Genomic DNA, 24,254 nt, shown 5'->3' with positions numbered 1-24,254 from the left:
GATCATAGCCGATCGGTCCCGGATCGGTGTGTCAGCGCCAGCCGTTCGGAACGGCCACGCAGCGGCGGAAGAGATCCTCGTACCAGTAGCGGTCGGCATGGTCGGAGACGAAGGAGACGCGCGTGCGCCCGTCCTCGGTCAGGACGCTCGCGGCCGCAATGGTGTGGTCATTGAGGTCCATCACCTTGATCAGCGTGCCGCCGATGAGGGGCGAGCGCCGAACCAGGGGCAGGCGGGTGTTGAAGAGGTTCTCGATGCAGCTTGCGACATAGGTCGCCGGCAGGTTCGACCCGACCGTGATCGGCCCCTGCGTCGCGTAATTGCCGGCACAGGCGGAGAGCATCAGCCCGGCGGCCATGCCGCCGAGGGCTTTCAGGCTCGCGCGCGGGGACCGGCTCATCATGCCCGGTCAACGCGGCTGGCGGTGCGGGGTTCCGGGCGGGGTCTCCTCGAAGCGAAAAGCCCGCCGGGATGCGGCGGGCTTTCGGATCGGCGGTGGCATCGGACCGGCGAGGGCCGGCCGAGGCTGGTGCACGCTGTCGTCAGCCCTTGCGGCCCTTGCGCCCGGCGGCCTTGGCCGGCGCCATGGCGGCGGCGGTGTGGCGGTCGCGGGCGTCGCGCTCGAGGCGCAGCTGGCGCAGCTTGTTCATGTTGGCGTCGCGGGCATTGGCCATGGCGGCAATGTCGAGATGCACGCGGTCGCGGGCGATCTGCTTCTCGCCCTTGAGGAAGGCGGCATTGGCGGAGGCGCGGGTCTTGGTCTGGCTGGTCATGGCATCCTCATGAGAACGAGAGGGGTGTCGAGGGCATCAAGAAAAAGGCCGGGCGATGCCCGGCCTTGTCGTCGAGGGGTGCCTTGCGGTCCGGTCCCAGTACATCCGTGGCAACCGGACCTGAAGGCACGCGGCGTCAGGCCGCCTGGAGCTGTTCGGCTGCCATCTTGCCGGACTTGTTGTCCCGCATGACCTGGAAGCCGAGCTTCTGACCCTCGTTGATGGTGCTCATGCCGGCGCGCTCGACGGCCGAGATGTGCACGAAAACGTCCGCGCCGCCGTCATCCGGCTGGATGAAGCCGAAGCCCTTGGTGGCGTTGAACCATTTCACGGTGCCGGTGGTCATTGGATGATCCTCCCTTTTGGCAATCAAAGTCCGTCTGTGCGAATGCACAGCCGGGGGTAACGATTTTCGAAGGGGAGGTGTTCGTCAGGAGCACGCCGAAGCGGCAAAAAACAAAGGCCGACCGAGCAAATATCGATTTGCCTTTGTACGATGATTGTTCTGAAAGAGCAAGAGATTTTATTTGAGGTCAGTTCGAGCGAAAATTTTCACGCAGGTCCTGACCACTTTTTCATCGGCCAGAAAAACCATGATCGATGATGAATTTCATCGGCTTGCCTGTGCCCCCACAGCCAAGGCGGCGCGCGGTGTTCCGCGCGCCGCCTAGGACAGGGGACAGGGAGGTTCTTGGCGTCAGGCCGCCTGGACGCGCTGGAGGAATTCGTCGACCACGGCGCGGGTGTTGACGACGTCCTGCGCCAACTCACCGGCGACGCTGGCAATCGCCCGCGAGGTCTCCTCGGTGCTGTCCACACGGTGCAGCATCTCGTTGACCTGCCGGCCGGTGACGGCGGTGCCCTCGACGCTGGTCGCCGCAGCCTTGGCGATCTCGCCGAAGGCGGCCGTCTGCTCGTCGATCGAAGTGCGGATGATGCCGGTCGCCTGGACGTTGCCGGAGGTGGCGGTGGCGATCGAGTTGATGGCCTGGACCGTCTGGTTGGTGGCGTCCTGGATGGCGATGATCTTCGAGGAGATCTGCTCGGTGGCGCGCTTGGTCTGGGCGGCCAGAGCCTTCACCTCGCTGGCGACGACCGAGAAGCCCTTGCCGGCCTCGCCGGCGCGGGCCGCCTCGATCGTGGCGTTCAGCGCCAGCAGGTTGGTCTGCTCGGCGATGGTGCCGATGAGGGTGATGACATTGGCGACGTCGTTGGCCGAGTCCGACAGCTTCTGCACCTCCTGCACCGTGCCCTCGACCGTTGCGGCCGTCTTCTCATAGGCGCCGGCCATCTCCGAGGCCTGGCGGCGGATCTCCTCGGCGGTGGCGGTCAGCTGGACGATGGCGGCGGCGATGGTCTGGGCCTGCGTGCCGGACTGGGCGGCGGCCTCGGAGGCGGCGCCCGCCTGGGTGCGGGCCTCGCCCATGCCGGCGGCGAGGCTGGCGGCGGTCGAGTCGAGCTGGTCGGCGCGGGCGGCCACCTGCGACACGGTCCTGGCGATGCGCTCGCGGAAGCTCTCGATGATGCCGCCCAGCGCCTTCGCGCGGTCGGCCTCGCGGATGCGGTCAGCCGCGGTCTGGCCCTCGAGCCGCTGGCGCTCCTCGAGGCTGTTCCTCAGGCCCTCGAGGCTGCGGGCGAGGCCGCCGCGCTCGTCGCGCAGGTCCTGGTGCGGAATGACAACGGCGATCTGGCCCTCGGCAAGCTTGCCGGCCGCGGCGCTGAGGTCCGCCAGCGGCGAGACCTGCCGGCGCACCACCCACCACATGGCCAGCGCCGAGACGATGGCCGCGACGATGCCGATGATCGTCAGCGTCTGGTTGAAATCGGCGATGGAGCCCTGGACGCTGGCGAGGGAGGAGCCGCTGGCGATGCCGCCGAGGACGGCGCCCGAGGGATCGACGATGGGCACCCAGCGCGTCAGGTAATCGATGCCGCCGACGCGGGTCGGGGCGACGACCGGCTGGCGCGCCTCCAGCGCCGCCACGACCGGGCTGGCGCGGTCGACCTGCACGCCGATGGCGCGGCTGCCGTCCTCGCGACGGGCGGTGGTGGACAGGCGCACATAGGAGCCGTCGTCACGGCGGCCGACGATGGTCGCGACACCGGCCAGCGACTGGGCGATCCGGTCGACGACCTGATGCTGGCCGACATCGATCGGGCCCTTCATGATGATCTTGCTGACAAGGCCGTCGGCGGTGAATTCGCCCCGCGCGCCGGGAAAGCCGGTCTCGACCACGGCGAGGGCCAGACCGCTCGTGCGGGCGATCGACTCCCTGCGCAGGTCCATTTTGGTCTCTGCGCTCTTGGTGATGGCGACGGCGGCGAAGACGCCGAGAGAGGCCATGCTGACGACGATCGCCAGAGCGACGACCTTGCTGATCATTCCGAAGCGGATGCGCACGATGGGATCTCCATAAAGTGCGCGTGATTTTTGGCCGAAAGCGTTAACGAAGCCGGCATGGCCGGTATCCTGCAACCTGCGACAGTTTGTCAGCGCGGGGGTCTTGAGCGGTCGCCACCCGGGTTCGCCGTGAAGGGCGTCGTGTCGCATCAGTCAACGCGCGTTCGAGGTCACGGCGTTCAGGCGTCCCGCATCGGCTCGAACCGGGTCAGTAACCGCCGGGACAAGGAAAGCCATTCGGTGGCGAGACGGACACGCCCAGTCGGGCCTGCAGCGGTTTGGAGATGTGCGCACGCAGGGCCGCGTCGGTAATCGCGTAACCCCAATTCATCAGCTTGTCCTGGACAGCCTCAGGCATCGCCTCAAGGCGCGTGGGGATGCCGGCAAGCGGTTCCGGATTGCGGGCGGCACAGCCAAGAGGGTCAGTCGCAAGCTTGTACTTCGCGAAGTGCGAGCGGACGCCCCAGTAAGCTCCGGGCCGATGGCCCTCCTTGTCAGCGGCGATCTTGTAAGCGTCGATCAATTGGCGCTTGCGCAAGCTGCGGACCTGATTGTCGACCACGTCGAGAACGCGGAGGGAATGCCGGGCCCAGTCATGCGCCGGGTCACTTTCGGCCGACATCTTCTGGCCGGCATCGCTCACCAGCAAGGTGCCCTTGCCCTTCCACGCCGTCTCCAGACCGAGGTTGTCGTAGACACCGCCATCACTGAGGACGACCATCTCACGAAAGGGAGCTGTCGCAAGGTCGACGCCCTCGACCGTCTCGTAGGGGTCTTCCACGCGCAGCGTGACAGGCGACAGGAAGGGAGGAAAAGCCGACGACGCCGCTACGGCGACGGCCAGCGAAACCTTGGGATTTTTGACGAGCCCGACCCTGTAGTCGCCCATGAAGGCGCGCGAGAACCGCCATAGCGCGCCTGACTGGATGTTGGTGGCATTGATGACGAAGCGCGGGCCCTTGCCTTTGGCAGCGTCCGGGAGGTTCGCCAGGGTCGCGCCGTGGAATAGCGCATCGTCATAGGCAGCAGCGACGCGATCGCTGATCGTGCCAGGCAGGAATATTCCCCCGAGGATGGCGCCGACGTCGATGGATGTGGAGGCCATCTTCCGAACGCTGGACAGGATCAGATCGAGATTGGTGGCGCGGCCGTCCACGAAGGTCAGTTCCTTCCACCGCATCCCCAGATAGGCCGCGGTGATGGAGCCGCCGGACACGGACGAGATCAGCGTCAGCTTCTGCAGGATTCCGGCCTCGTTGAGCCGAACCAGGGCGCCAAGATGGAAAACCATGGCGCGATAGCCGCCGCCGGAGAGGCACAATGCGATCCCGCTATCCTTCGCGTCCGACATCGAGAAGGTCCCCCCTGCAGGCGCACAGTCGCACCTATCAAGGGTTGCATGGCGAGGAATGGGTTGCAAGGTGCCTTGGCACCGTCGGGAGACCGCGGCGCCGATGGCGGTATCGGTCTGCGGCGATGATCGACGTGCCAACAACGCTCGCGAAGAGTGCTTTCGGCGGCGCGGTACCCCAACAACGAAAAACCCCGGCGGACCTGTCGGTCCGCCGGGGTTTGAATGGTGGGCGCGGCTGGGATCGAACCAGCGACCCCTACGATGTCAACGTAGTGCTCTCCCGCTGAGCTACGCGCCCTTTGCGGCCCGGGGGCCGCGGAAGCGAGGCGCACCGTATAGTGGGGATCGCGCGAGCGTGCAAGAGGCCCGCGGGACCCAAAATCCGGTGTCGCCGCAGGCGCCTCAGGCGGCCTGCTTCAGCATCTTCTCGACCTCGTTGACGAGGTCGCGCAGGTGGAAGGGCTTGGAGAGGATCTTGGCATCCTTCGGGGCCTGCGAATCCGGCTGCAGGGCCACGGCGGCGAAGCCGGTGATGAACATCACCTTGATGTCCGGGTCGAGCTCGGTGGCGCGGCGGGCGAGCTCGATGCCGTCCATTTCCGGCATGACGATATCGGTGAGCAGGAGCTCGAAGGGCTCCTCCCGCAGGCGATGATAGGCGGACAGGCCATTATCGAAATGGGCGACATCGTAGCCGGCCGTCTGCAGCGCCTTCACCAGGAAGCGGCGCATATCGTTGTCGTCTTCCGCCAGCAGAATCTTGCCCATGCCGAATGCGATCCTCAGTCCGTCCGTCGTCGGGAGAGCGGTGTAGCGAACCCGATCCCGGTTGTGGCCATCAAGCCGGAACTTGGTAAAGGCTTGGTGAACGGACCGCCCGAAAACGGCCTCGGCGCACCGGCCCCGCAGCGGCGGGGGTTCACAGCGCGGGCCCGCGCGCTAATGTGCGGACAAGACCCAGCGACGGACGGATGATGACGGACCCGGCGATCTGCGACATCGACCCAGCTTTCGAGGCGCTCGAACCGGTGGAGATGCGCGCGGCGGTGATCTTCAACTCGCCGCATTCGGGCAGGGTCTATCCGCCGCAGTTCCTCCGCCAGGTCCGTCTCGACATGGCGCTGCTCCGCCGCTCTGAGGATACGGCGGTGGATTCGCTGTTCGCCGGCGTGGTCGAGCGGGGCATGCCGCTGATGCGGGTGCATTTCCCCCGCTCCATGGTCGACGTGAACCGCGAGCCCTACGAGCTCGACCCCCGCATGTTCGACGGGCGGCTGCCGACCTTCGCCAACACCCGCTCCATGCGGGTCGCCGGCGGCCTCGGCACCATCCCGCGCGTCGTCGGCGAGGCGCAGGAGATCTATGCCCGCCGCCTGCCGGTGGACGAGGCGCTGATGCGCATCGAGACGCTCTACAAGCCCTACCACCGCGCCCTGAGGCGTCTCATCTCGGCGACGCACCGGGCCTTCGGCGGGGCGCTGCTGGTCGACTGCCATTCCATGCCGTCCATGGCGCCGGTCCGCGAGGACCGGCCGCGCGCCGACATGGTCATCGGCGATCGCTACGGCACGAGCTGCGCCCCGGCAGTCGGCGACCTCATCGAGGCGGTGCTGCGCGAGTGCGGCTACAACGTGGTGCGCAACAAGCCCTATGCCGGCGGCTTCATCACCGAGCATTACGGCCAGCCGCAGACGGGCGTCCACGCGGTGCAGATCGAGATCAACCGCGCCCTCTACATGGACGAGCGCAGCTATCGCCTCACCGACCATTTCCCGCAGCTGCAGGCCGACATGATGGTGCTGGCGGAGGCCCTGGCGCGGCTGCCGCTGGAGCGCGGCGGCGACTGGCGCATCGCCGCGGAATAGCCGTATCTGCCCCCACAATTTTGCATGACGAGCCCGGCGGGCCCGGTTTCGACCGAGGGAGGGCTTGTCACGATTCCGTCGTGCTGATCGGTCGATCAGGGTGCGGCGCACAAGGCCAGTCACCCATTTTTAGATTTTATACGGTTTTGGAGAACCCCTGACGTGGCGGGGAAACTGGGCCCAAATCGTTGTTTTCAAACGATTTTGTAGCCTCCGCAAAAGAAAGAGGCCGCTCACTTTCGTGAGCGGCCCAAGTCTAGGGAGGAAACGCCCAAGGAGGGCTGCGGGGCATCGCAAGGCGATACCGCGCTGCAACAATATGCCTAGGGTCGCCGGAAAAGGCAAGAAGGCTGTCCCATTTTTTTGCGACCGATAATACAGCTTCGCGTCAGAGGCCGCGGCGGGGGTCCGGGGCCCTGAGATAGGCGAGGGTGGCGCAGGCGAGGAGCGCGGCCTGCATCGCGAAGGCGAGCTGGAAGGCGGTGAGCGGATAGACGGCCGCGCCGCCCGCCACGCCCTTCACCGCAAGGCCGGTGATCCATTGCGTGGCGAAGCTGCCGCTCATCGTCCCCATGTTGATGAGCGACAGGCCGCGGCCGGTGAGCTCGGGCGGGAACAGCGCCTTGGAATGGGCGACAAGGACCGGCGTGAAGGCGCAGGAGAAGCCGAGCACCGCCATGAGCACGGCGGCGGCCAGCGGCGAGGCGGCGCCGCCGAGGATGAGCGCGGCCATCAGCACGAGCGAGAGCGCGGCCCCGGTGACCGCCACCGGCTTGTAGGCGCCGGCGATGCGGTCGGCCGAACCCCAGGCCATCGTCCCGATGATCTGCGCCAGCGCCATGGCGAAGAGCACCTTGCCCTGCATGGCGAGGTCGGCGCCGTGGACATGGGCGAGATAGGGGCCGCCCCAGAGGCCGATGATAAGGCCGAAGGTGGAATAGGTTGAGAAGGACATGAGGAAGAGCGGCACGAAGCCCTTAGTCCTCACCACGGCGCCGATGCCGGCAAAGGCCTGGCGGAGCGTCTCGGGCTTGGCTCCCGCCAGGCGGCCGGTGGCAGGGCCGCGGACGACGAGGAGGATGGCGAGGAGGAGCAGGGCGGAGACGGCGGCGGCGAGCAGGAAGGCCGACCGCCAGCCATGGGTGGCGGTCATCCAGCCGAGCGGCGCGGTGGCGATGAGCGTGCCGAGGCTCGAGAAGGCGATCTGGAAGCCGGTGAGGCTGGCAAAGACCGCCGGGTCGAAGCTGCGGGCATAGACGACAAGCGGCGCCATGAAGAAGGTCGAGCATCCGATGCCGAGGAGAAGGCGGCCGGCGACGAGGCCCGCCTGTCCGGTGGCGCTGGCGAAGACGATCGACCCCGCCACCACGAAGAGGCCGGAGCCGAGGAGGGCGGTGCGCGGGCCCCAGCGGTCGATGACGATGCCGACGGGGATCTGGCAGAGCGCGAAGATGAGGAAGAAGGAGGAGGCGACGAGGCCGAGCTGGTCCGGGTCGAGGCCGAGCTCGCCCGCAAGGGTGGTCGCGATGACGCCCACCGAGTTGCGGAAGAACTGGCTCATCAGGGTGGCCGTGGCGAGCACCGCGACGAGGACGGCGAGGGTCACGCCGACGGCGCCCATGCGGGTGGAGGTCTGCTCGGTCACCGGTAGGCTGCCTTTCTCGTCGGGCGGCGACACTGCCCGCCGCCTCCCCCATCGGCAAGCACGCACGGCACAGCGCTGGACCTCCTCACGCGCATGATGCCGCAATGGCGGGAGCGGCTCTCCCATTGCCGCGGCGGGGCGGCCTGCCTATAGGACGGGGCCCGGCCGACAGAGAAGGACGCCCCCCTTGAGCGCCGTCGATTTCGAAAGCTTCGTCCGCGACCTCGCCCGCCTGTCAGGCGAGGCGATCCTGCCCTTCTTCCGCTCCTCCATCGGTGTGGAGAACAAGGCGGGCCTTGGCGCCTTCGACCCCGTCACGGAGGGCGACCGCGCCGGCGAGGCGGTGATGCGCCAGCTGATCAAGCGCACCTTCCCGGCCCACGGCATCGTCGGCGAGGAATATGGCGCGGAGAACGAGGATGCCGAGCATGTCTGGATTCTCGATCCCATCGACGGCACCAAGGCCTTCATCGCCGGCATTCCGGTCTGGGGCACGCTGATCGGTCTCGCCCGCCAGGGCACGCCGATCTTCGGCATGATGCACCAGCCCTTCATCGGCGAGCGCTTCTGGGGCGACGGCGCCGCGGCGCGCTACGAGGGCCCGGCGGGCCAGCGCAGCCTTCGCACCCGGCCCTGCACCGGCCTCGAGGCGGCGACCATCATGACGACCTCGCCGAAGCTCTTCGATGCGGAGACCAAGGGCCTGTTCGAGCAGGTCGAGGCGCGCTGCCGCACCTATCGCTACGGCGCCGATTGCTACGCCTATTGCATGCTGGCCGCCGGCCATGTCGACCTCGTGGTCGAGGCGGGCCTGAAGCCCTATGACATCGCCGCGCTGGTGCCGATTATCGAGGGCGCGGGCGGCATCGTCACCACCTGGGACGGCGGTCCCGCCAGCGGCGGCGGCCGCATCGTCGCGGCCGGTGACAAGCGAGTCCATGCCGAGGCGCTGGCGATCCTCAATCCTTGAGGTTCAGAGATAGGCCTGTTCGCCGGGAATGAAGGCGTCGAAGGCGGCCCAGAACTGGCTGCGGATGGTGTCGCGCTCCTGCAGCAATTCGTGTTTCGCACCCGGCACGACGACGCAGCCCACGGCCTTGGCGCGGCGGGCGAAATCCTCCACGGCCGGCGTGTCCACCAGCGGGTCGAGCGCGGCGCCCATCAGCAGCATGGGCTGGCGGATGTCGCGCGTGTAGAGCGGATGGGCGAAGCGCTGCGTCACCGCGAGGGCCTCGCGCAGCCAGCCGATGGTGGGCGCGCCAAGGCCGAGGCGGACGTCGGCCAGCGCATAGGCGGCGGTGCGGGCATAGCGCTCCGGGTCCTGCGTCACCGGATTGCCCTCGAAGGGCTTCAGCGCCATGGGCTTGGCCGAACCGCCGGGGATGACCATGCCGCCGAGGCCGGCGAGCGACAGGGCGCCGAGCATCAGGCCGAGCGCCTTGGGATGGCTCACCTGGCGCAGCTTCACCATGGGGGCGGTGAGCACCATCCGGTCGAACCAGGTGCGGCCGGCCTTCGCCGCCTCGATGAGGATGGCGCCGCCCATGGAATGGCCGAGGGCGAAGTAGGGCGGGCGGCAATCCGGCAGGCCGATGAGGGTCATGACCGCTTCGAGGTCGCGCTGGTAATGGGCGAAGCGGCGGGCATGGCCCTTGCGGCCATCGGACAGCAGCCGGCCCGAGCCACCCTGGCCGCGCCAGTCGAAGGCGAGGACGCCGAAGCCGCGTTCGCGCAGTTCCGGGATCACCTCGATATATTTCTCGATGAACTCGGCCCGGCCCTGGCAGATGACCACGGTGCCGCGGCGCGGCGCGCCGGTCGCCTCCCAGCGGGCATAGCGGATGGGGATGCGGTCCTCGGTGGTGATCGTCCCGGCGCGGACGCCGGGCGGGATCGGCCAGTCGGGAAGCGCGACGAGGTCCATCGGCAGCAGGGCTCACGAATCGGCGGCGGGAGCGTTCAGGGCTCTTGCCCGCTTACCATGGCCGCGCCGGGCGGTCAGCGCAGGATGCGGGTGTCGCGGCCGGTATAGGGATCGCGCTCCCAGCCGGGCGCCGGCGGACGGCGCGGGCGATAGACCGGCTCCTCCTCGTAGTAGCGCACCGGCGGCGGCTCGTAATAGCGCGGCGCCGGCCGGTAGTAGGGACGCTCCTCATAGACGCGCGGGCCACCCCAGCCGCTGCCGCCATAATTGCCCGGGCCACAGGGGCGGCGGATCCAGACAAGCCGCTGCTCGCCGGTGAAGGGATCGATCTGGATCCGGCGGATCGGCGGCCCGCAATCCTGCACCTGGACGAGTGGCCCCTCGAGCGGGGCGGGCGCGACCAAAGGCATGGCGCTGGCCGTGGCTGACGTGGCGGCGAGGATGAGAGCGGCGAGGGTCGGCGTCTTCATGGCGGTCCTCCCGGGATTTGCGTTCGCAGTCTTCTTGCCTCGGCAGTCTTGGCGATATCGCCGCCTGCCGCAAGGTGAGACCGCCGCTTAAGGTCACGGCGCCCCTTGCGGCGTGCGCGGCGCCCGGCCTTCGCCGACGACCCTCAGGCCGATCAGCTCGCCATTGCGCGCGTCCATGACGAGCCGCAGGCGCTGGCCGAAGCGGTCGGTGCCGTGGGTGAGGTAGGTGCTGCCGCGGCGCACGACCGGGTCGGTGACGGCATAGCCGCGCTGGGAGAGCCTGGCGGGCACGTCGGCGGCGCTCATCTCCTGCGGCGCGGGGCGACGGCGGCCAGCCTCGTCGGCGCGGGCGAGGCCGCCGGCGCAGGCGAGCAGCGCCACGGCGAGGGCGATGGTGGTGGAGGCGGCGACGATGCCGAGCACGGCCGGCGAGCGCGAGGCGAGGGTAGTGGAGGAGAGCCGCATGGCGGGACCCGTTCTGGACGACCCGCCGGGACAGGCGACGGGTCCATGATGGTCGCCACTCTGCCGCCTGCCGCCTGAACCCTCCCGGAAAGCGGCGTTCACCCGGCCTTCATGCGGAAAAATCGCGCTCCGATCCCCCCTTGCGCGACCGAAACGGGCTTCCTAACTCTCTTTCTGTGCAGGCCCCGAGTGGCTGCACACCCAACCGGACCCGGCCGCAACAGGCGGGTCTCACGTGTTCCGATGTCGCTTGAAGGAGGACATCCATGCGCCATTTTGACCTCGCCCCGCTCTACCGTTCGACCGTGGGCTTCGACCGTCTCTTCTCCATGCTCGACCAGGCCGCCGGCCTCGAAGGCCCGGCCCCGTCCTACCCGCCCTACAACATCGAGCGCACCGGCGAGAACGCGTACCGCATCTCGGTGGCGGTGGCGGGCTTCACCGACAAGGACCTCTCCATCGAGGTCAAAGAGCAGGCGCTCACCATCCGCGGCGAGAAGGCCGTGGGCGAGGGTGAGGGCAAGCCCGACTATCTCCACCAGGGCATCGCCGCCCGCGCCTTCGAGCGCCGCTTCCAGCTCGCCGACCATGTGCAGGTGAAGGGTGCGGTCCTCGACCACGGCCTCCTGCATGTCGATCTCGTCCGCGAGATCCCCGAGGCCATGAAGCCGCGGCAGATCCCGATCGGCGGCGGCAATGCCACGCCGCGGGTCATCGAGGGCTCGTCCAACCGCCAGGCCGCCTGATCCCGTCACATCCGGATCCGGCATCACCTTGACGGCCGGGCCGCCCTCCAACGGCCCTTCCTGAGATGCGCGAACGCCCCGGTGAGGCATCACCGGGGCGTTTCGTTATGTTGAGGACGGAGCGAGTGGCGACCTCAGGGCCGGCTGCCGGGGGGCGGCGCCTCGCCATTGGGGCCGAGGAAGCGGCCGTCGATCAGCACGCCTTCGCTCTCCGGCCTCTGGGCCGTGGTAGTGGAGGGCGCCGCTGGGGCCGGCGGCGTCACCACGGGCGGCTGCACCGCGACCGGCGGCTCAGCCACCGGAGGGGCGGCGGGAACTGGCGCGGCCGGCGGTTCGACCGCCGAGCGTTCGGCCTGCGGAGCGGGCGTTGCCGCGGCCGGCGGGGCCGGCTCCACCGGCGGTGCGGTGACGGCGGGAGCAGGCGGTTCGACCACCACGGGCGGCGCGACGGCGGCGGGCGGCGGCGCGGGCTCCACGGCCGGGGCACTTGCCGCCGGCGGGTTGATCGGCTGCTGCGGCTCGACGCTGAGCGGCGGCGTCTGCGGCACGGGCACGGCGGCCGGGGGATCCACGCGGCGCGGCGGCACAGCGGCAGCCGGCGGCGGGCTCACCGGGGCCTCGGCCGGCGGCGGGCTCGCGACGGGCGGCAGGGGCGGGGTCTCCGCCGGGCGCTCGTCGAGGCCGCGGCCAAGGCTCGGGCGCGGCTCGGGGACGGGCACGGCGCGGGCGGTGATGTTCGGCGCCGGGCGGGCCGGGCGCTCCGGACGGTCGGGCGGGGGCAGGCCGTCGGGATCAAGGCGGCCCTCGCGGATGGGCGGGGGTGTGCGGACGCCGCCCTCGCGGCCGAAATTCGGCCGTTCCTCCGGCCAGACCGGCGGGGTCGGGAAGCGGGGACCGGCGGGCTCCAGCTCGCGGATGTTGATGGGCGCGCCGGAATAGGCGTTGAGCGTCACCCGGGCGCGCTGGCCCGAGCCGCCGACCGTCTCGACCACCCAGACGCGGCCGGCAAGGCGCGGCCTTGAAATGGCGCGGTAGCCCATGGAGCGGGCGATGGCGATGGCCTCGCTTGCCGGGATGACGTCCTCGACCTCCGGCACGACATAGCGGCGGCGATAGACCGGCGGCTCGTCGTCATACTCGTAGTAGCGAGGGCCCCAGCCGCCCCAGTACTGGACGGGCACGAGGTCGGATGTCGCTGTGGCGGGAGCTGCGAGGCGTGGACCTGCCAGGGGCGCTGCGGCCAGCGGGGCCGTCAGCAGCGCGCCGGTTGCGGCGATGATGGCGGCGGTGGCCGCCGTGATGAGACCGTGGCGCACGAAACGCGTCCTTCTCTTCCCCTCAAGCCCCTCGCAACCTTTCGGCAAGGAGAACGGCGATTTCAGGGCGGCATGCCGTGCCGGGTGAGGCGGAGGCGTTTTGGCGGATCACTCCGCCGCGAGCGGCCGGGCCGCCTTGGCGGCGATGGAGAGGAAGCGCTCGATATCGGCGCCCGTGGTGGCGAAGGAGGTGACGAGCCGCATCATGCACTCGCCGGGGCCGGCGCGCTCGGCCTCCGGCAGGCCCTTGTCCGACCAGGGATAGAAGACCGCACCCTCGGCTTTCAGGGCATCGACGATTTCCTGCCGGAAGATCGGGAAGAGGCCGTTGGCCTCAGGCGTGATCGGCAGGCGGACGCCGGGAATGGCGGCAAGCCCCTCGGCGAGGCGCGCGGCGGCGCCATTGGCATGGCGGGCGAGCTCCAGCCAGTGGCCACCCTCGAGGAAGGCCTCCATCTGGGCGGCGAGGAAGCGGTGCTTGGAGAGCAGGTGCCCCGCGCGCATCCGCCGGCGGACCATCTCGCTGGCCTTGGCGGGGTCGAAATAGACCAGCGCCTCGCAGGCGATGGTGCCGCCCTTGGTGGTGCCGAAGGAGAGGACGTCGACGCCAGCCTTCCAGGTGATCTCGGCCGGCGTACAGCCAAGGGCGGCCACCGCATTGGCGAAGCGCGCGCCGTCCATGTGCACGCCGAGGCCATGGCGCTTGGCAATGCCGGCAAGCTCGGTCACCTCGGCGACGGAATAGACCTGGCCGAGTTCGGTGGACTGGGTGATGGACAGGGCGTGGATCGGCGCATTGTGCGGCACCCGGCGGCCGAGGCCGGCGATGGTCGCCTCCAGCGCCTTCGCGGTGATCTTGGCGCCGCGGCCGGGAATGCCGACCAGCTTGGCGCCGCCGGTGAAGAATTCCGGCCCGCAGCACTCGTCCTCGATGACGTGGCTCTCATCGTGGCAGAGGACGATGCCCCAGGGCGGCGTCAGGGTGGAGAGGGCAAGGCCGTTCGCCGCCGTGCCGGTAGCCACCATGAACACCGCGACCTCGCGCTCGAAGAGATCGGCGAGCCGGCGCTCGACCGCCTTGGTCGCATCGTCATTGCCGTAGCCGAGGCGGGCGCCACCATTGGCGGCGAGGATCGCCTGCATGACCTTGTCGGAGGCACCGAGGCCGTTGTCGCTTGCGAAGAACATGGAGGCTCCGGATGTCGATCAGATGCTGACGCATCACAAGCCGGTCAGGCCTTCCGCCGCAAGGGGGAGCGGCGCATGAGCGGGGTGTGGGGAGAGATGAAGATCGTGGGACGCTCGACCGCCGGAACGGAATGCCGCCCTTTCCGCGTCATGCCCGGCCTTGTGCCGGGCATCCACGACTTGACCACCGCCGTCCCAGGATAAGTCGTGGATGCCCGGGATGAACCCGGGCATGACGGTGGAGGAAATGGCGCCGACGACGGCTGTCAGATCAGGATGCCGTGCCCGCACGTGCCATGGAACGTGGGGCCTCTTGCAAACCCCCGCCGCTCAGCGCGGCAGGGTGGTCGTGCCCATCAGATCCTTGTCGATGGCGTGGGCGGCCTGGCGGCCCTCCCGGATCGCCCAGACGACGAGGCTCTGGCCGCGGCGCATGTCGCCGGCCGCATAGACCTTCGCCACCGAGGTCCGGTAGTCGTTGGTGTTGGCGGCGACGTTCTTGCGCGCATCGAGGCCCACGGAGAGGCTCTCGACCATGCCCTCGTGGACCGGGTTGACGAAGCCCATGGCGAGGAGGACGAGGTCCGCCTTCAGCTCGAACTCGGAACCCGGCACCGGCTGCATCTTGTCGTCGACGCGGACGCACTTGAGGCTCTTCACCCGGCCATTGGCACCGGTGAACTCCGAGGTCATGACGGCGAAGTCACGCTCGGCGCCTTCCTCGTGGCTGGAGGAGGTGCGCAGCTTCAGCGGCCAGAGCGGCCAGACCAGCGACTTGTCTTCCTTCACCGGCGGCTTCGGCATGATCTCGAGCTGGGTGACCGAGAGGGCCCCCTGGCGCACCGACGTGCCGATGCAGTCCGATCCAGTGTCGCCGCCGCCGATGACGACGACGTGCTTGCCGGAGGCGAGGATCGGCTCGTTGGTGCCGATGGGCTCGCCGGAGACGCGGCGGTTCTGCTGGGGCAGGAAGTCCATGGCGAAATGGACGCCGTCGAGGTCGCGGCCGGGAACCGGCAGGTCGCGCGGCTTTTCCGAGCCACCCGAGAGCAGCACGGCGTCATAGCCGTCGAGCAGCTCCTGCACCGGGCGGGTGACGCCGATATGCTCGTTGTAGTGGAAGGTGACGCCCTCGGCCTCCATCTGATGGATGCGGCGGTCGATGAGCCGCTTCTCCATCTTGAAGTCCGGGATGCCGTAGCGGAGCAGGCCGCCGGCCTTGGCGAACTTCTCGTAGACATGGACGTCATGGCCGGCGCGGGCGAGCTGCTGCGCGGCGGCAAGGCCGGCAGGGCCCGAACCGACGACGGCGACCTTCTTGCCGGTCTTCACCTTGGCCGGCTGGGGCGTGATCCAGCCCTCGTTCCAGGCGCGGTCGACGATGGCGCATTCGATCGTCTTGATGGTGACCGGGGTGTCCTCGATGTTCAGCGTGCAGGCCGCCTCGCAAGGCGCGGGGCAGATGCGGCCGGTGAACTCGGGGAAGTTGTTGGTGGAGTGGAGGTTGATCGACGCCTCACGCCAGCCGCCATTGTAGACGAGGTCGTTCCAGTCGGGGATCTGGTTGTTGACCGGGCAGCCGTTGTGACAGAACGGAATGCCGCAGTTCATGCAGCGCGCAGCCTGGTCGCGCGTGCCTTCCTCGCTCAGCGGAATGACGAATTCGCGGTAGTGGCGGATGCGGTCGCCGGCCGGCGCATAGCGCCGGTCCTGGCGGTCGATCTCCAGAAAGCCCGTGACCTTCCCCATTGTCTTACTCTCCTGCCAGCGCGAGCGGGCGCTGCTGGGCCTGTTCCATTTCCTGAAGCGCGCGGCGGTACTCGACCGGCATCACCTTCCTGAATTTCGGCAGCATCTCCGACCAGTTGTCGAGGATGTCCCTGGCGCGCTTGGAGCCCGTGTAGCGGGCGTGGTTGGCGATGAGCTGGTGCAGGCGCTCGGCGTCGAAGCGGCTCATGTCGCTCATCACGTCCACCCGGCCGTGGCTGTCGAGGCCACCGGACTGGTGATAGACGCGCGACAGGAGCTCGTCCTCCTCCGGAACGGGTTCCAGCTCGACCATGGCGAGGTTGCAGCGACGGGCGAAGTCGCCCTCCTCGTCGAGCACATAGGCGATGCCGCCGGACATGCCGGCCGCGAAGTTGCGCCCGGTCTGGCCGAGCACGACCACGACGCCGCCGGTCATGTATTCGCAGCCGTGGTCGCCGGTGCCCTCGACCACCGCGATGGCGCCCGAGTTGCGCACGGCGAAGCGCTCGCCGGCGACGCCACGGAAGTAGCATTCGCCCTCGATGGCGCCGTAGAGCACGGTGTTGCCGACGATGATCGAGTTGTCGACGTCGAGGCTGGTGGCCTCGGCGGCGGGATAGACGATCAGCTTGCCGCCCGAGAGGCCCTTGCCGACATAGTCGTTGGCCTCGCCCTCGAGCTCCAGCGTGACGCCGCGGGCGACCCAGGCGCCGAAGCTCTGGCCGGCGGTGCCCTTCAGCTTCACGTGGATGGCGTCGTCCGTCAGGCCGTTATGGCCGAACTTCGCCGCGACCGCGCCCGACAGCATGGCGCCGACCGAGCGGTTGACGCTGCCGATGGCCGTCTCGATGACGACCGGCTTGCCCTCCTCGAGGGCGGGCTTCGCCGCCTCGATGAGCTTGCGGTCGAGCACCGCCTCAAGGTGATGGTTCTGCGTCTCGGAGTGATAAACGCCCACCTCGGCCGGGACATCGGGCTTGTGGAAGAGCCGCGAGAAGTCCAGGCCCTTGGCCTTCCAGTGGTCGACGGCCTCGCGGCGGTCGAGCATCTGCATCTGGCCGACCATCTCGTCGATGGAGCGGTAGCCCATGGAGGCCATCAGCTCGCGCACTTCCTCGGCGACGAAGAAGAAGTAGTTGATGACGTGCTCGGGCTGGCCCTTGAAGCGCTTGCGCAGCACCGGGTCCTGGGTGGCGACGCCGACGGGACAAGTGTTGAGATGGCACTTGCGCATCATGATGCAGCCGGAGGCGATCAGCGGCGCGGTGGCGAAGCCGAACTCGTCGGCACCCAGCAGGGCGCCCACGACCACGTCACGGCCGGTGCGCAGGCCGCCGTCGACCTGCACCGCGATGCGCGAGCGCAGGCGGTTCAGCACCAGGGTCTGGTGGGTCTCGGCGAGGCCGATCTCCCACGGCGAGCCCGTGTGCTTGATGGAGGTCAGCGGCGAGGCGCCGGTGCCGCCCTCGAAGCCGGAGATCGTCACATGGTCGGCGCGCGCCTTGGCGACACCCGCCGCGACCGTGCCGACACCGACCTCGGAGACAAGCTTCACCGAGACGTCGGCCCGCGGGTTGACGTTCTTCAGGTCGTAGATGAGCTGCGCCAGGTCCTCGATCGAGTAGATGTCGTGGTGCGGCGGCGGCGAGATGAGGCCGACGCCCGGCGTCGAGTGGCGCACCTTGGCGATGACCGCATCGACCTTGTGGCCGGGCAGCTGGCCGCCCTCACCGGGCTTGGCGCCCTGGGCCATCTTGATCTGCATGACATCGGAATTGACGAGATATTCCGTGGTCACGCCGAAGCGGCCGGAGGCCACCTGCTTGATCGCCGAGCGCATGGAGCGCCCGTCGGGCAGGGGCTGGAAGCGCTCGGATTCCTCACCGCCCTCGCCGGTGTTCGACTTGGCGCCGATGGCGTTCATGGCCAGCGCCAGCGTCGTGTGGGCCTCGCGCGAGATTGAGCCATACGACATCGCGCCGGTGGCGAAACGCTTGACGATGCTGGCGGCCGGCTCGACCTCGTCGAGCGGCACGGGCTTGCGGCCCACCTCCTCGGCGGTCTTGATCCGGAACAGGCCGCGGATTGTCTGCAGCCGGCTCGCCTGCTCGTTCACCAGGCGGGCGAACTCGCGGTAGCGGTCCTGGCTGTTGCCGCGCACGGCGTGCTGGAGGGCTGCCACCGTCTCCGGCGACCAGACATGGTCCTCGCCGCGGATGCGATAGGCGTATTCGCCGCCGACCTCGAGGTTGGTGAGCAGGGTCGGGTCATCGGAGAAGGCGCCGGTGTGGCGCGACACCGTCTCCTCGGCGACCTCGGGCAGGCCGACGCCGCCGATGCGGGTGGCGGTGCCGGTGAAGTACCGGGCGACGAAGTCGTCGGCGAGGCCGACGGCGTCGAAGATCTGGGCGCCGCAATAGGACTGGTAGGTGGAGATGCCCATCTTGGACATCACCTTCATGATGCCCTTGCCGATCGACTTGATGAAGCGCTTCACCACCTCGTGGGCGTCCACCTCCGGTGGCAGCTGGCCCTTTTCGTGCAGCTCCTCGAGGGTCTCGAAGGCCAGATAGGGGTTGATCGCCTCGGCGCCGTAGCCGGCAAGGCAGCAGAAGTGGTGCACCTCGCGCGCCTCACCGGTCTCCACGACGAGGCCGGCGGCGGTGCGCAGGCCCTTGCGGATCAGGTGATGGTGCACGGCGGCGGTGGCGAGCAGCGCCGGGATCGGGATGCGGTCCGGGCCGACCATGCGGTCGGACAGGATGATGATGTTGTAGCGGCCGTGGACGGCGGCCTCGGCGCGGTCGCAGAGCAGCTGCAGGGCTTCCGCCATGCCGGCGGCGCCCTTGGCGGCCGGATAGGTGATGTCGAGGGTCTTCGTGTCGAAGGAATCCTCGCGGTGGCCGATGCAGCGGATCTTCTCCAGGTCCTCGTTGGTGAGGATCGGCTGGCGGACCTCCAGGCGCTTGCGGCGCGAGGTGCCGTCGAGGTCGAACAGGTTCGGCCGCGGCCCGATGAAGGAGACGAGGCTCATGACGAGCTCCTCGCGGATCGGATCGATCGGCGGGTTCGTCACCTGGGCGAAGTTCTGCTTGAAGTAGGTGTAGAGCAGCTTCGACTTGGAGGAGAGGGCGGAGATGGGCGTGTCGGTGCCCATCGAGCCCACGGCCTCCTGGCCGGTGGTGGCCATCGGCTCCAGCAGGATCTTCACGTCCTCCTGGGTGTAGCCGAAGGCCTGCTGCTTATCGAGCAGCGGCACGTCGGTGCGCGAGGCGCGCGGCTCGACGGGCGGCAGGTCCTCGAGGATCAGCTGCGAGCGCTCCAGCCACTCCTTGTAGGGGTTGGAGGCGGCGAGCTGGGCCTTGATCTCCTCGTCCGAGATGATGCGGCCCTCGGCGAGGTCGACGAGGAGCATCTTGCCCGGCTGGAGACGCCACTTGCGCACGATCTCGCTCTCCGGAACGGGCAGCACGCCCATTTCGGAGGCCATGATGATGCGGTCGTCCTTGGTGACGAACCAGCGGGCGGGGCGCAGGCCGTTGCGGTCCAGCGTCGCGCCGATCTGGCGGCCGTCGGTGAAGGCGATGGAGGCCGGGCCGTCCCAGGGCTCCATGATCGCGGCATGGTACTCGTAGAAGGCGCGGCGCTGCTCATCCATGAGCTTGTTGCCGGCCCAGGCCTCGGGCACCAGCATCATCACCGCATGGGCGAGCGAGTAGCCGCCCTGGACGAGGAACTCCAGCGCGTTGTCGAAGCAGGCGGTGTCCGACTGGCCCTCGTAGGAGATCGGCCAGAGCTTGGAGATGTCGTTGCCGAAGAGCTCGGAATCGACGCTTGCCTGGCGGGCCGCCATCCAGTTGACGTTGCCGCGCAGGGTGTTGATCTCGCCGTTATGGGCGACCATCCGGTAGGGGTGGGCGAGCGACCAGGCCGGGAAGGTGTTGGTCGAGAAGCGCTGGTGCACGAGGGCCAGTGCGCTCTCGAAGCTCGGATCGTGCAGGTCCGGATAGTAGGAGCCGAGCTGGTCGGCCAGGAACATGCCCTTGTAGACGATGGTCCGGCACGACAGCGACACGGGGTAGTAGCCCTTGGTGCGCGGGTCGTTCAGGTCATAGACGAGGTTCGAGATGACCTTGCGCAGCACGAAGAGGCGGCGCTCGAACTCCTCCTCGCTCTCCACGCCCGGGCCGCGGGCGACGAAGATCTGCTTGTGCAGCGGCTCGGTCGGCTTGACGCTCTCGCCGAGCGAGGCGTTGTCGGTCGGCACGTCGCGCCAGCCGAGCAGCACCTGGCCCTCGTCGGCGACGACCTTCTCGATCGCCTCGCGGACGATGGCCTGGCCGGCCGGGTCGCGCGGGAAGAAGATGAAGCCGACGGCGTAGTGGCCGGGCTCGGGCAGGGAGAAGCCGAGCTTCGCCGCTTCCTTGCGGAAGAAGGCGTCGGGGATCTGGACGAGCATGCCGGCGCCGTCACCGGCGCGCGGATCGGCGCCGACGGCGCCGCGATGCTCGAGGTTGAGCAGGATCTGGATGCCGTCCTGGACGATCTTGTGGGACTTGCGGCCCTTCATGTCGGCGATGAAGCCGACGCCGCAGGAATCCTTCTCGTTGCGCGGATCATAAAGACCCTGCGCTTCCGGCAGGCCCGGATCGATCACGGCACGCGTGCGGTTTTTGGTGGCGGCCGGCGTATTGGCTTTCGTGGCGCGGCCCATGCCCGCCTCGACCCCCAGACCCGACATCGCACCAAAAGGCTGCGTGCTCATCATCCACCTCAATTGCGGCCAAAGCCGCGGTTCGTGCCCTCACCGTGACACAGGAAGCCGGCGCAAGCGACGGGACCATCCCGCCACCGACCGGCATGCAGATTCGGGGCCCTTTTCGTCCTCCCCGGAGCCCCTTGATCGGGGTCTTGACGGATAGGGCAGCGATGCTGACCTTTCTCCGGCCGTTATTTGACAGATTTCAAACAGCGACACAAGCGCCATTACGTGCCGCGAGGCGGCCCAGGATCACCTTTATTGCGAAGGCTCCCGCGATGGCATCCCGAAGGCAACGGATAAGCCCTTCGGGACGCAAGATTATGACCCTCAGGGGGATCGGGCGGGAACGGTCGCCGCGGGAGGGTTGGTCGCCTCCCCCGGCCGGGGCCACCGGAAGTCGTCGATGCGGCCGGTCATCGGGGCGGGGGCCTCGCCCCGCACCAGGACGGAGGCGGCGGCGCTGCCGGCCGGACGGGCGCCGCTTGCCCCCGCGAGCTGGCCGCCGACAGGCGCGGCCGTCGGGGCGGTGGTGCCGGCGGGCAGGGTCGGGTTGCCATGCAGGACGAAGACCGGGCCGATGGCGGGACGCGGCGGCGCGGCGGGTGCGGGCGTGCCCGGCGTGGTCGCGCCCGGGGCCGCGGCTTCCGGTCCCGCCGGTGGTGTCCCGGGAGCACCCGGGTCCGTGCCCGGCGGCAGGGCCGGCGTGATGCGGCCGACGAGATCGCGCCGCAGTTCCTGTTCGAGGAAGAGGGCGAGCTTGCGCGCGCCTGCCGTGGTGAAATGGACGCCGTCGGCGGTGCGCAGGCGGCGGATCTGGCCGGCGAAGTCGGGGCCGAACTGGGTGTAGTTGCCGTGCTCGTCGACGAAGCCGTTCCAGACATCGACGAAGGTGACGCCGTTGCGCTCGGCCCGTTCCTTGTAGATCGCGTTGAGCAGCTGCATGTGGGTCGACAGGCGCTGGCCGCGCAGCGGCGGCACGCCGACCCAGTAGACCGGCACGCCGCGCGCCTTCATGGCCTGCATCACCTGGTCGACGCGCTCGGCGTAGAGGCCGCGCCAGCGCTCGTCCTCGGGGTCCACCGTCTCGCGCTCGAGGCGGATGGCCTGGCGGTCGTTGGAGCCGACCAGCATGACGACGAAGTCGATCTTGGCGATGCCGGCGAAGGTTTCGGGCACCGCCTTGGCCCAGTCGAGGACATCCGGCCGCGTCAGGCCGGAGGCGAGCCGGCTACGGTCGATGATGCCGAGTTCGGGCACGTCCTCGAAGGCGGGCCCGAGGCCATAGGCGAGCCATTCCGCGAGATTGTCGCCGAGCACGAGGACGAAGGTGGTGGGGGCCGGCGCCTCGGCGGGCGCGCCGCCTTCCGTCGCCGCGCCGCGGGCCGTTGTGGTGGTCGGCGGGCGGACGGATTCTGTGGGGCGGGCGGCGCGCGGCGTCTGGCGAGAGCCCTGCGGGATCGACAGGATGCGCGGGCGCTGGTCACGCGGGGCGAGGAGATGCGGGTAGCGGTCGTCGACATAGGGCGACTGCGCGCCAGCCGGCACCGCCGCGAGGGCGGCGATGGCGAGGCAGGCCAGCAGCAGGAGATGTCGAAGAAGGGTCACCGGCAGGTCCGTCTGGTTCGAGGGACCGCCAGTCTAGCATCGCCCCGTCCGATGGGGACAAGTTTCACCGTCGGGTGAGGCGCCGCCTGGCTTTGCGGCGGAATATATCCCCGGGTCAGCCGCCGCGGCGCAGGCGCTGGAGCAGGGCGGCGGTCGGAAAACCGTCGGCGGGCATCCCCGCCCGCTGCTGGAAGCGCTGCAGGGCTTCGCGGGTTCCCGCGCCGAGCTTGCCGTCCACCGTGCCGCTGTAGAGCCCGACCTGGGCGAGGCGCTGCTGCAGCTCGATCCGCTCCTGCTGGGTGAGCGGCCGCTCGGCCGTCGGCCAGGGCCGCACGAAGCCGCCGCCGCCGCGCAGCCGGTCGGCGAGATGGCCCACCGCCATCGCGTAGTTCTCGGAGTTGTTGTACTTCATGATGACCCGGAAATTCGGGAGCATCAGGAAGGCCGGGCCGGCAGCGCCGCCCGGCAGGTGCAGGAAGGCCTGGTCGCCGCGGCGCGGGAAGGCCTGGCCGCCGACGCGGCGCACGCCGCGCGCCTCCCACTGGGCGACGGTCTGAGGCCGGTCGCGACCGGCCAGCGACAGGTCGAGCCCCGCCGGCACCGTCACCTCGTAGCCCCAGCCTTGACCCGCCTGCCAGCCTTCGGCCCGCAGGAGGTTGCCGGTCGACATCAGCGCATCGGGGACCGAGCCGACGAGGTCGATGCGCTGCGAGCCATTGGCCGAGCGCGCCGCGCGGAGGAAGGTCGAGGGCATGAACTGGGTGTGGCCGAAGGCGCCGGCCCAGGAGCCGCGGAAGGCGGCGGGGGCGACGTGGCCCTGGTTGATGATCTGCAGCGCCGCGACGAACTCGCCGCGGAAGAAATCCTGGCGGCGGCCATAGCAGGCGAGCGTGGCGGTGGCGCGGACGACGCTGGTATTGCCCTTGGCCTTGCCGAAGCTCGTCTCGATGCCCCAGATCGCGGCGATGATGTGCTTGTCGACGCCGGTCTCCTGCTGGGCCCGGTCGAAGGCGGCGCGATGGACCTGCAGCATCCGCCGGCCCTCGGCGATGCGGTTCGCCGCGACGAGGCCGTTGATGTAGTCCCAGGGCTGGCGGGAGAATTCCGGCTGCCGGTCGAGCAGGGCGAGGATGGAATTGTCGGGGCTGAGGCCGGCGGTTGCCTCGGCGAAGACCTGGGGGAGGACGCCGCGCGAGCGGGCCTGCTGCTCGAGGCCGCGCAGGCAGTCCTGGAAGCTGCCCTGTGCCATGGCGGGCGCTGCCGACAGCAATGCGAGCGCCAAGGCTGCGCCGAAAGTTCCGCGTCGATGCGTGTCGGTCGTCATGCCAAGCGCCTCCGGTGCGGAACGGGCAGCCCCAGGCTCCAAGGAAAACAACGCTTACGCTGAACGAAGAGTTAAGCGCGGCCTGCCGATGCCGTCCATGGGTCAGTCGCGGGCAAGGCGGATATCGACCTCGGCCGCGACGAAACGCCATTCCTCGGTGGCCCGGAGGCGGGCGAGCATGGCGTCGAACTCTGTCTCGGCATCAGGCGAAAACTCGAACCAGGTGAGGAAATCGTAGGCACCGCCAAGCTCGCGGCAATGGTGCAGACGGCGGGCGATGGCGGGCAGATAGTCCATGCCGATGGCGGTATGGCGCGAGCGCTCCTCGAAGATGGCGCGGCGTTCGTCCTGGGCGAGGTCCCACCAGGCCTCGGATTTGCGGATGGGGATGAGGGCGGCGCGCCTCGCCTGCGGACGGCCAAGGCCTTCCTGGCGGGCGGCGAGCTGGCCCATCTCGCTGCTGGTCGCATAGCGGACATTGCTGGTCGTGCCGGTGAGCGTCCAGGTCCCCGGGGGCGGGGGCCCGCCGGTCGTCACCGCGAGGCGTGGCGCGACCGGCAGCGGCGGGCCGCTGACCCCGGTCACCGCGGTGATGCGCCAGTCGCCGCTGTCTCCGGCGGTGAAGGCGACGGTCATCGGTGCGGCCATACGGCGGTCCTCCTGCCGG

20 protein-coding genes and 1 tRNA gene are annotated in these 24,254 nt (G+C 69.2%); 3 read left to right on the top strand and 18 right to left on the bottom strand.

Annotation, left to right across the window (positions count from 1 at the left end):
• Positions 1-31: 31 nt before the first annotated feature.
• The 7 genes from C8P69_RS13260 to cpdR all read right to left on the bottom strand — a co-directional run bounded on the left by C8P69_RS13260 (position 32) and on the right by cpdR (position 5,296).
• Positions 32-403 (bottom strand): hypothetical protein, encoded by a 372-nt coding sequence (locus C8P69_RS13260; RefSeq protein WP_108177895.1) that lies wholly within the window; start codon positions 401-403, stop codon positions 32-34.
• A gap of 139 nt (positions 404-542) precedes the next feature.
• Positions 543-773, bottom strand: a complete 231-nt coding sequence (locus tag C8P69_RS13255; RefSeq protein ID WP_108177894.1) for a hypothetical protein — start codon at positions 771-773, stop codon at positions 543-545.
• Between the two features lie 136 nt (positions 774-909).
• On the bottom strand, positions 910-1,119 hold the full coding sequence (locus tag C8P69_RS13250; RefSeq protein WP_108177893.1) for a cold-shock protein: 210 nt from the start codon (positions 1,117-1,119) through the stop codon (positions 910-912).
• A 351-nt stretch (positions 1,120-1,470) separates the two neighbouring features.
• A complete protein-coding gene (locus tag C8P69_RS13245; protein WP_170118237.1) occupies positions 1,471-3,174 on the bottom strand; it encodes a methyl-accepting chemotaxis protein in 1,704 nt (567 codons plus the stop codon).
• A 208-nt stretch (positions 3,175-3,382) separates the two neighbouring features.
• A complete protein-coding gene (locus C8P69_RS13240; RefSeq protein ID WP_108177891.1) occupies positions 3,383-4,525 on the bottom strand; it encodes a patatin-like phospholipase family protein in 1,143 nt (380 codons plus the stop codon).
• A gap of 226 nt (positions 4,526-4,751) precedes the next feature.
• Positions 4,752-4,826 (bottom strand) — tRNA-Val (locus C8P69_RS13235).
• Between the two features lie 104 nt (positions 4,827-4,930).
• Positions 4,931-5,296 carry a cell cycle two-component system response regulator CpdR gene (gene cpdR / locus C8P69_RS13230; RefSeq protein ID WP_108177890.1) on the bottom strand — a complete coding sequence of 122 codons (366 nt, stop codon included), beginning with the start codon at positions 5,294-5,296 and terminating at the stop codon, positions 4,931-4,933.
• A 206-nt stretch (positions 5,297-5,502) separates the two neighbouring features.
• Between cpdR and C8P69_RS13225 the strand changes: the two genes are divergently transcribed.
• A complete protein-coding gene (locus C8P69_RS13225; RefSeq protein WP_108178125.1) occupies positions 5,503-6,393 on the top strand; it encodes an N-formylglutamate amidohydrolase in 891 nt (296 codons plus the stop codon).
• A 388-nt stretch (positions 6,394-6,781) separates the two neighbouring features.
• On the opposite strand, the gene C8P69_RS13220 is transcribed toward C8P69_RS13225, so the two are convergent.
• Positions 6,782-8,038, bottom strand: coding sequence for an MFS transporter (locus C8P69_RS13220; RefSeq protein ID WP_170118236.1), 1,257 nt, complete (start codon positions 8,036-8,038; stop codon positions 6,782-6,784).
• 187 nt (positions 8,039-8,225) lie between these two features.
• Between C8P69_RS13220 and hisN the strand changes: the two genes are divergently transcribed.
• Complete coding sequence (gene hisN, locus C8P69_RS13215) at positions 8,226-9,008, top strand: histidinol-phosphatase (RefSeq protein WP_108177888.1); 783 nt, start codon at positions 8,226-8,228, stop codon at positions 9,006-9,008.
• 3 nt (positions 9,009-9,011) lie between these two features.
• Here hisN and C8P69_RS13210 read toward each other — a convergent pair whose 3' ends face one another.
• The 3 genes from C8P69_RS13210 to C8P69_RS13200 form a co-directional block, all read right to left on the bottom strand.
• Positions 9,012-9,962, bottom strand: coding sequence for an alpha/beta fold hydrolase (locus C8P69_RS13210; protein ID WP_108177887.1), 951 nt, complete (start codon positions 9,960-9,962; stop codon positions 9,012-9,014).
• A 74-nt stretch (positions 9,963-10,036) separates the two neighbouring features.
• Positions 10,037-10,432 (bottom strand): hypothetical protein, encoded by a 396-nt coding sequence (locus C8P69_RS13205; protein ID WP_108177886.1) that lies wholly within the window; start codon positions 10,430-10,432, stop codon positions 10,037-10,039.
• A gap of 93 nt (positions 10,433-10,525) precedes the next feature.
• Positions 10,526-10,897: a PepSY domain-containing protein gene (locus C8P69_RS13200; RefSeq protein ID WP_108177884.1), complete on the bottom strand. Its 372-nt coding sequence runs from the start codon at positions 10,895-10,897 to the stop codon at positions 10,526-10,528.
• Positions 10,898-11,163: 266 nt separating this feature from the next.
• Between C8P69_RS13200 and C8P69_RS13195 the strand changes: the two genes are divergently transcribed.
• Entirely contained in the window at positions 11,164-11,643 is a 480-nt protein-coding gene (locus tag C8P69_RS13195) for an Hsp20 family protein (protein WP_108177882.1), read from the top strand.
• 134 nt (positions 11,644-11,777) lie between these two features.
• Here C8P69_RS13195 and C8P69_RS23540 read toward each other — a convergent pair whose 3' ends face one another.
• The 7 genes from C8P69_RS23540 to C8P69_RS13160 all read right to left on the bottom strand — a co-directional run bounded on the left by C8P69_RS23540 (position 11,778) and on the right by C8P69_RS13160 (position 24,235).
• Complete coding sequence (locus C8P69_RS23540) at positions 11,778-12,959, bottom strand: PepSY domain-containing protein (RefSeq protein ID WP_146167337.1); 1,182 nt, start codon at positions 12,957-12,959, stop codon at positions 11,778-11,780.
• 108 nt (positions 12,960-13,067) lie between these two features.
• Positions 13,068-14,147: a threonine aldolase family protein gene (locus tag C8P69_RS13185; RefSeq protein WP_108177880.1), complete on the bottom strand. Its 1,080-nt coding sequence runs from the start codon at positions 14,145-14,147 to the stop codon at positions 13,068-13,070.
• A gap of 330 nt (positions 14,148-14,477) precedes the next feature.
• Positions 14,478-15,896 (bottom strand): glutamate synthase subunit beta, encoded by a 1,419-nt coding sequence (locus C8P69_RS13180; RefSeq protein WP_108177877.1) that lies wholly within the window; start codon positions 15,894-15,896, stop codon positions 14,478-14,480.
• A gap of 4 nt (positions 15,897-15,900) precedes the next feature.
• Positions 15,901-20,637 (bottom strand): glutamate synthase large subunit, encoded by a 4,737-nt coding sequence (gene gltB, locus C8P69_RS13175; RefSeq protein ID WP_108177875.1) that lies wholly within the window; start codon positions 20,635-20,637, stop codon positions 15,901-15,903.
• Between the two features lie 348 nt (positions 20,638-20,985).
• A complete protein-coding gene (locus C8P69_RS13170) occupies positions 20,986-22,263 on the bottom strand; it encodes an SGNH/GDSL hydrolase family protein (protein WP_108177873.1) in 1,278 nt (425 codons plus the stop codon).
• 115 nt (positions 22,264-22,378) lie between these two features.
• On the bottom strand, positions 22,379-23,587 hold the full coding sequence (locus C8P69_RS13165) for a lytic murein transglycosylase (protein ID WP_108177871.1): 1,209 nt from the start codon (positions 23,585-23,587) through the stop codon (positions 22,379-22,381).
• Positions 23,588-23,689: 102 nt separating this feature from the next.
• Complete coding sequence (locus C8P69_RS13160; protein WP_108177869.1) at positions 23,690-24,235, bottom strand: chlorite dismutase family protein; 546 nt, start codon at positions 24,233-24,235, stop codon at positions 23,690-23,692.
• Positions 24,236-24,254 lie beyond the last annotated feature (19 nt).

This window comes from Phreatobacter oligotrophus, assembly GCF_003046185.1.
Lineage (GTDB): Bacteria > Pseudomonadota > Alphaproteobacteria > Rhizobiales > Phreatobacteraceae > Phreatobacter > Phreatobacter oligotrophus.
Note: the sequence above shows the minus strand (reverse complement) of the source record. Positions and strands in the feature narration are given on the sequence as shown.

Excerpts from the sequence above, each read along its gene's own strand:
- cpdR (WP_108177890.1), bottom strand. The coding sequence starts at position 5,296 with ATGGGCAAGATTCTGCTGGCGGAAGACGACAACGATATGCGCCGCTTC.
- C8P69_RS13240 (WP_108177891.1), bottom strand. The coding sequence starts at position 4,525 with ATGTCGGACGCGAAGGATAGCGGGATCGCATTGTGCCTCTCCGGCGGC.
- C8P69_RS13255 (WP_108177894.1), bottom strand. The coding sequence starts at position 773 with ATGACCAGCCAGACCAAGACCCGCGCCTCCGCCAATGCCGCCTTCCTC.
- C8P69_RS13210 (WP_108177887.1), bottom strand. The coding sequence starts at position 9,962 with ATGGACCTCGTCGCGCTTCCCGACTGGCCGATCCCGCCCGGCGTCCGC.
- C8P69_RS13165 (WP_108177871.1), bottom strand. The coding sequence starts at position 23,587 with ATGACGACCGACACGCATCGACGCGGAACTTTCGGCGCAGCCTTGGCG.
- C8P69_RS13200 (WP_108177884.1), bottom strand. The coding sequence starts at position 10,897 with ATGCGGCTCTCCTCCACTACCCTCGCCTCGCGCTCGCCGGCCGTGCTC.
- C8P69_RS13205 (WP_108177886.1), bottom strand. The coding sequence starts at position 10,432 with ATGAAGACGCCGACCCTCGCCGCTCTCATCCTCGCCGCCACGTCAGCC.
- C8P69_RS13225 (WP_108178125.1), top strand. The coding sequence starts at position 5,503 with ATGACGGACCCGGCGATCTGCGACATCGACCCAGCTTTCGAGGCGCTC.
- gltB (WP_108177875.1), bottom strand. The coding sequence starts at position 20,637 with ATGTCGGGTCTGGGGGTCGAGGCGGGCATGGGCCGCGCCACGAAAGCC.
- C8P69_RS13180 (WP_108177877.1), bottom strand. The coding sequence starts at position 15,896 with ATGGGGAAGGTCACGGGCTTTCTGGAGATCGACCGCCAGGACCGGCGC.
- C8P69_RS13260 (WP_108177895.1), bottom strand. The coding sequence starts at position 403 with ATGATGAGCCGGTCCCCGCGCGCGAGCCTGAAAGCCCTCGGCGGCATG.
- C8P69_RS13185 (WP_108177880.1), bottom strand. The coding sequence starts at position 14,147 with ATGTTCTTCGCAAGCGACAACGGCCTCGGTGCCTCCGACAAGGTCATG.
- C8P69_RS13160 (WP_108177869.1), bottom strand. The coding sequence starts at position 24,235 with ATGGCCGCACCGATGACCGTCGCCTTCACCGCCGGAGACAGCGGCGAC.
- C8P69_RS13250 (WP_108177893.1), bottom strand. The coding sequence starts at position 1,119 with ATGACCACCGGCACCGTGAAATGGTTCAACGCCACCAAGGGCTTCGGC.
- C8P69_RS13195 (WP_108177882.1), top strand. The coding sequence starts at position 11,164 with ATGCGCCATTTTGACCTCGCCCCGCTCTACCGTTCGACCGTGGGCTTC.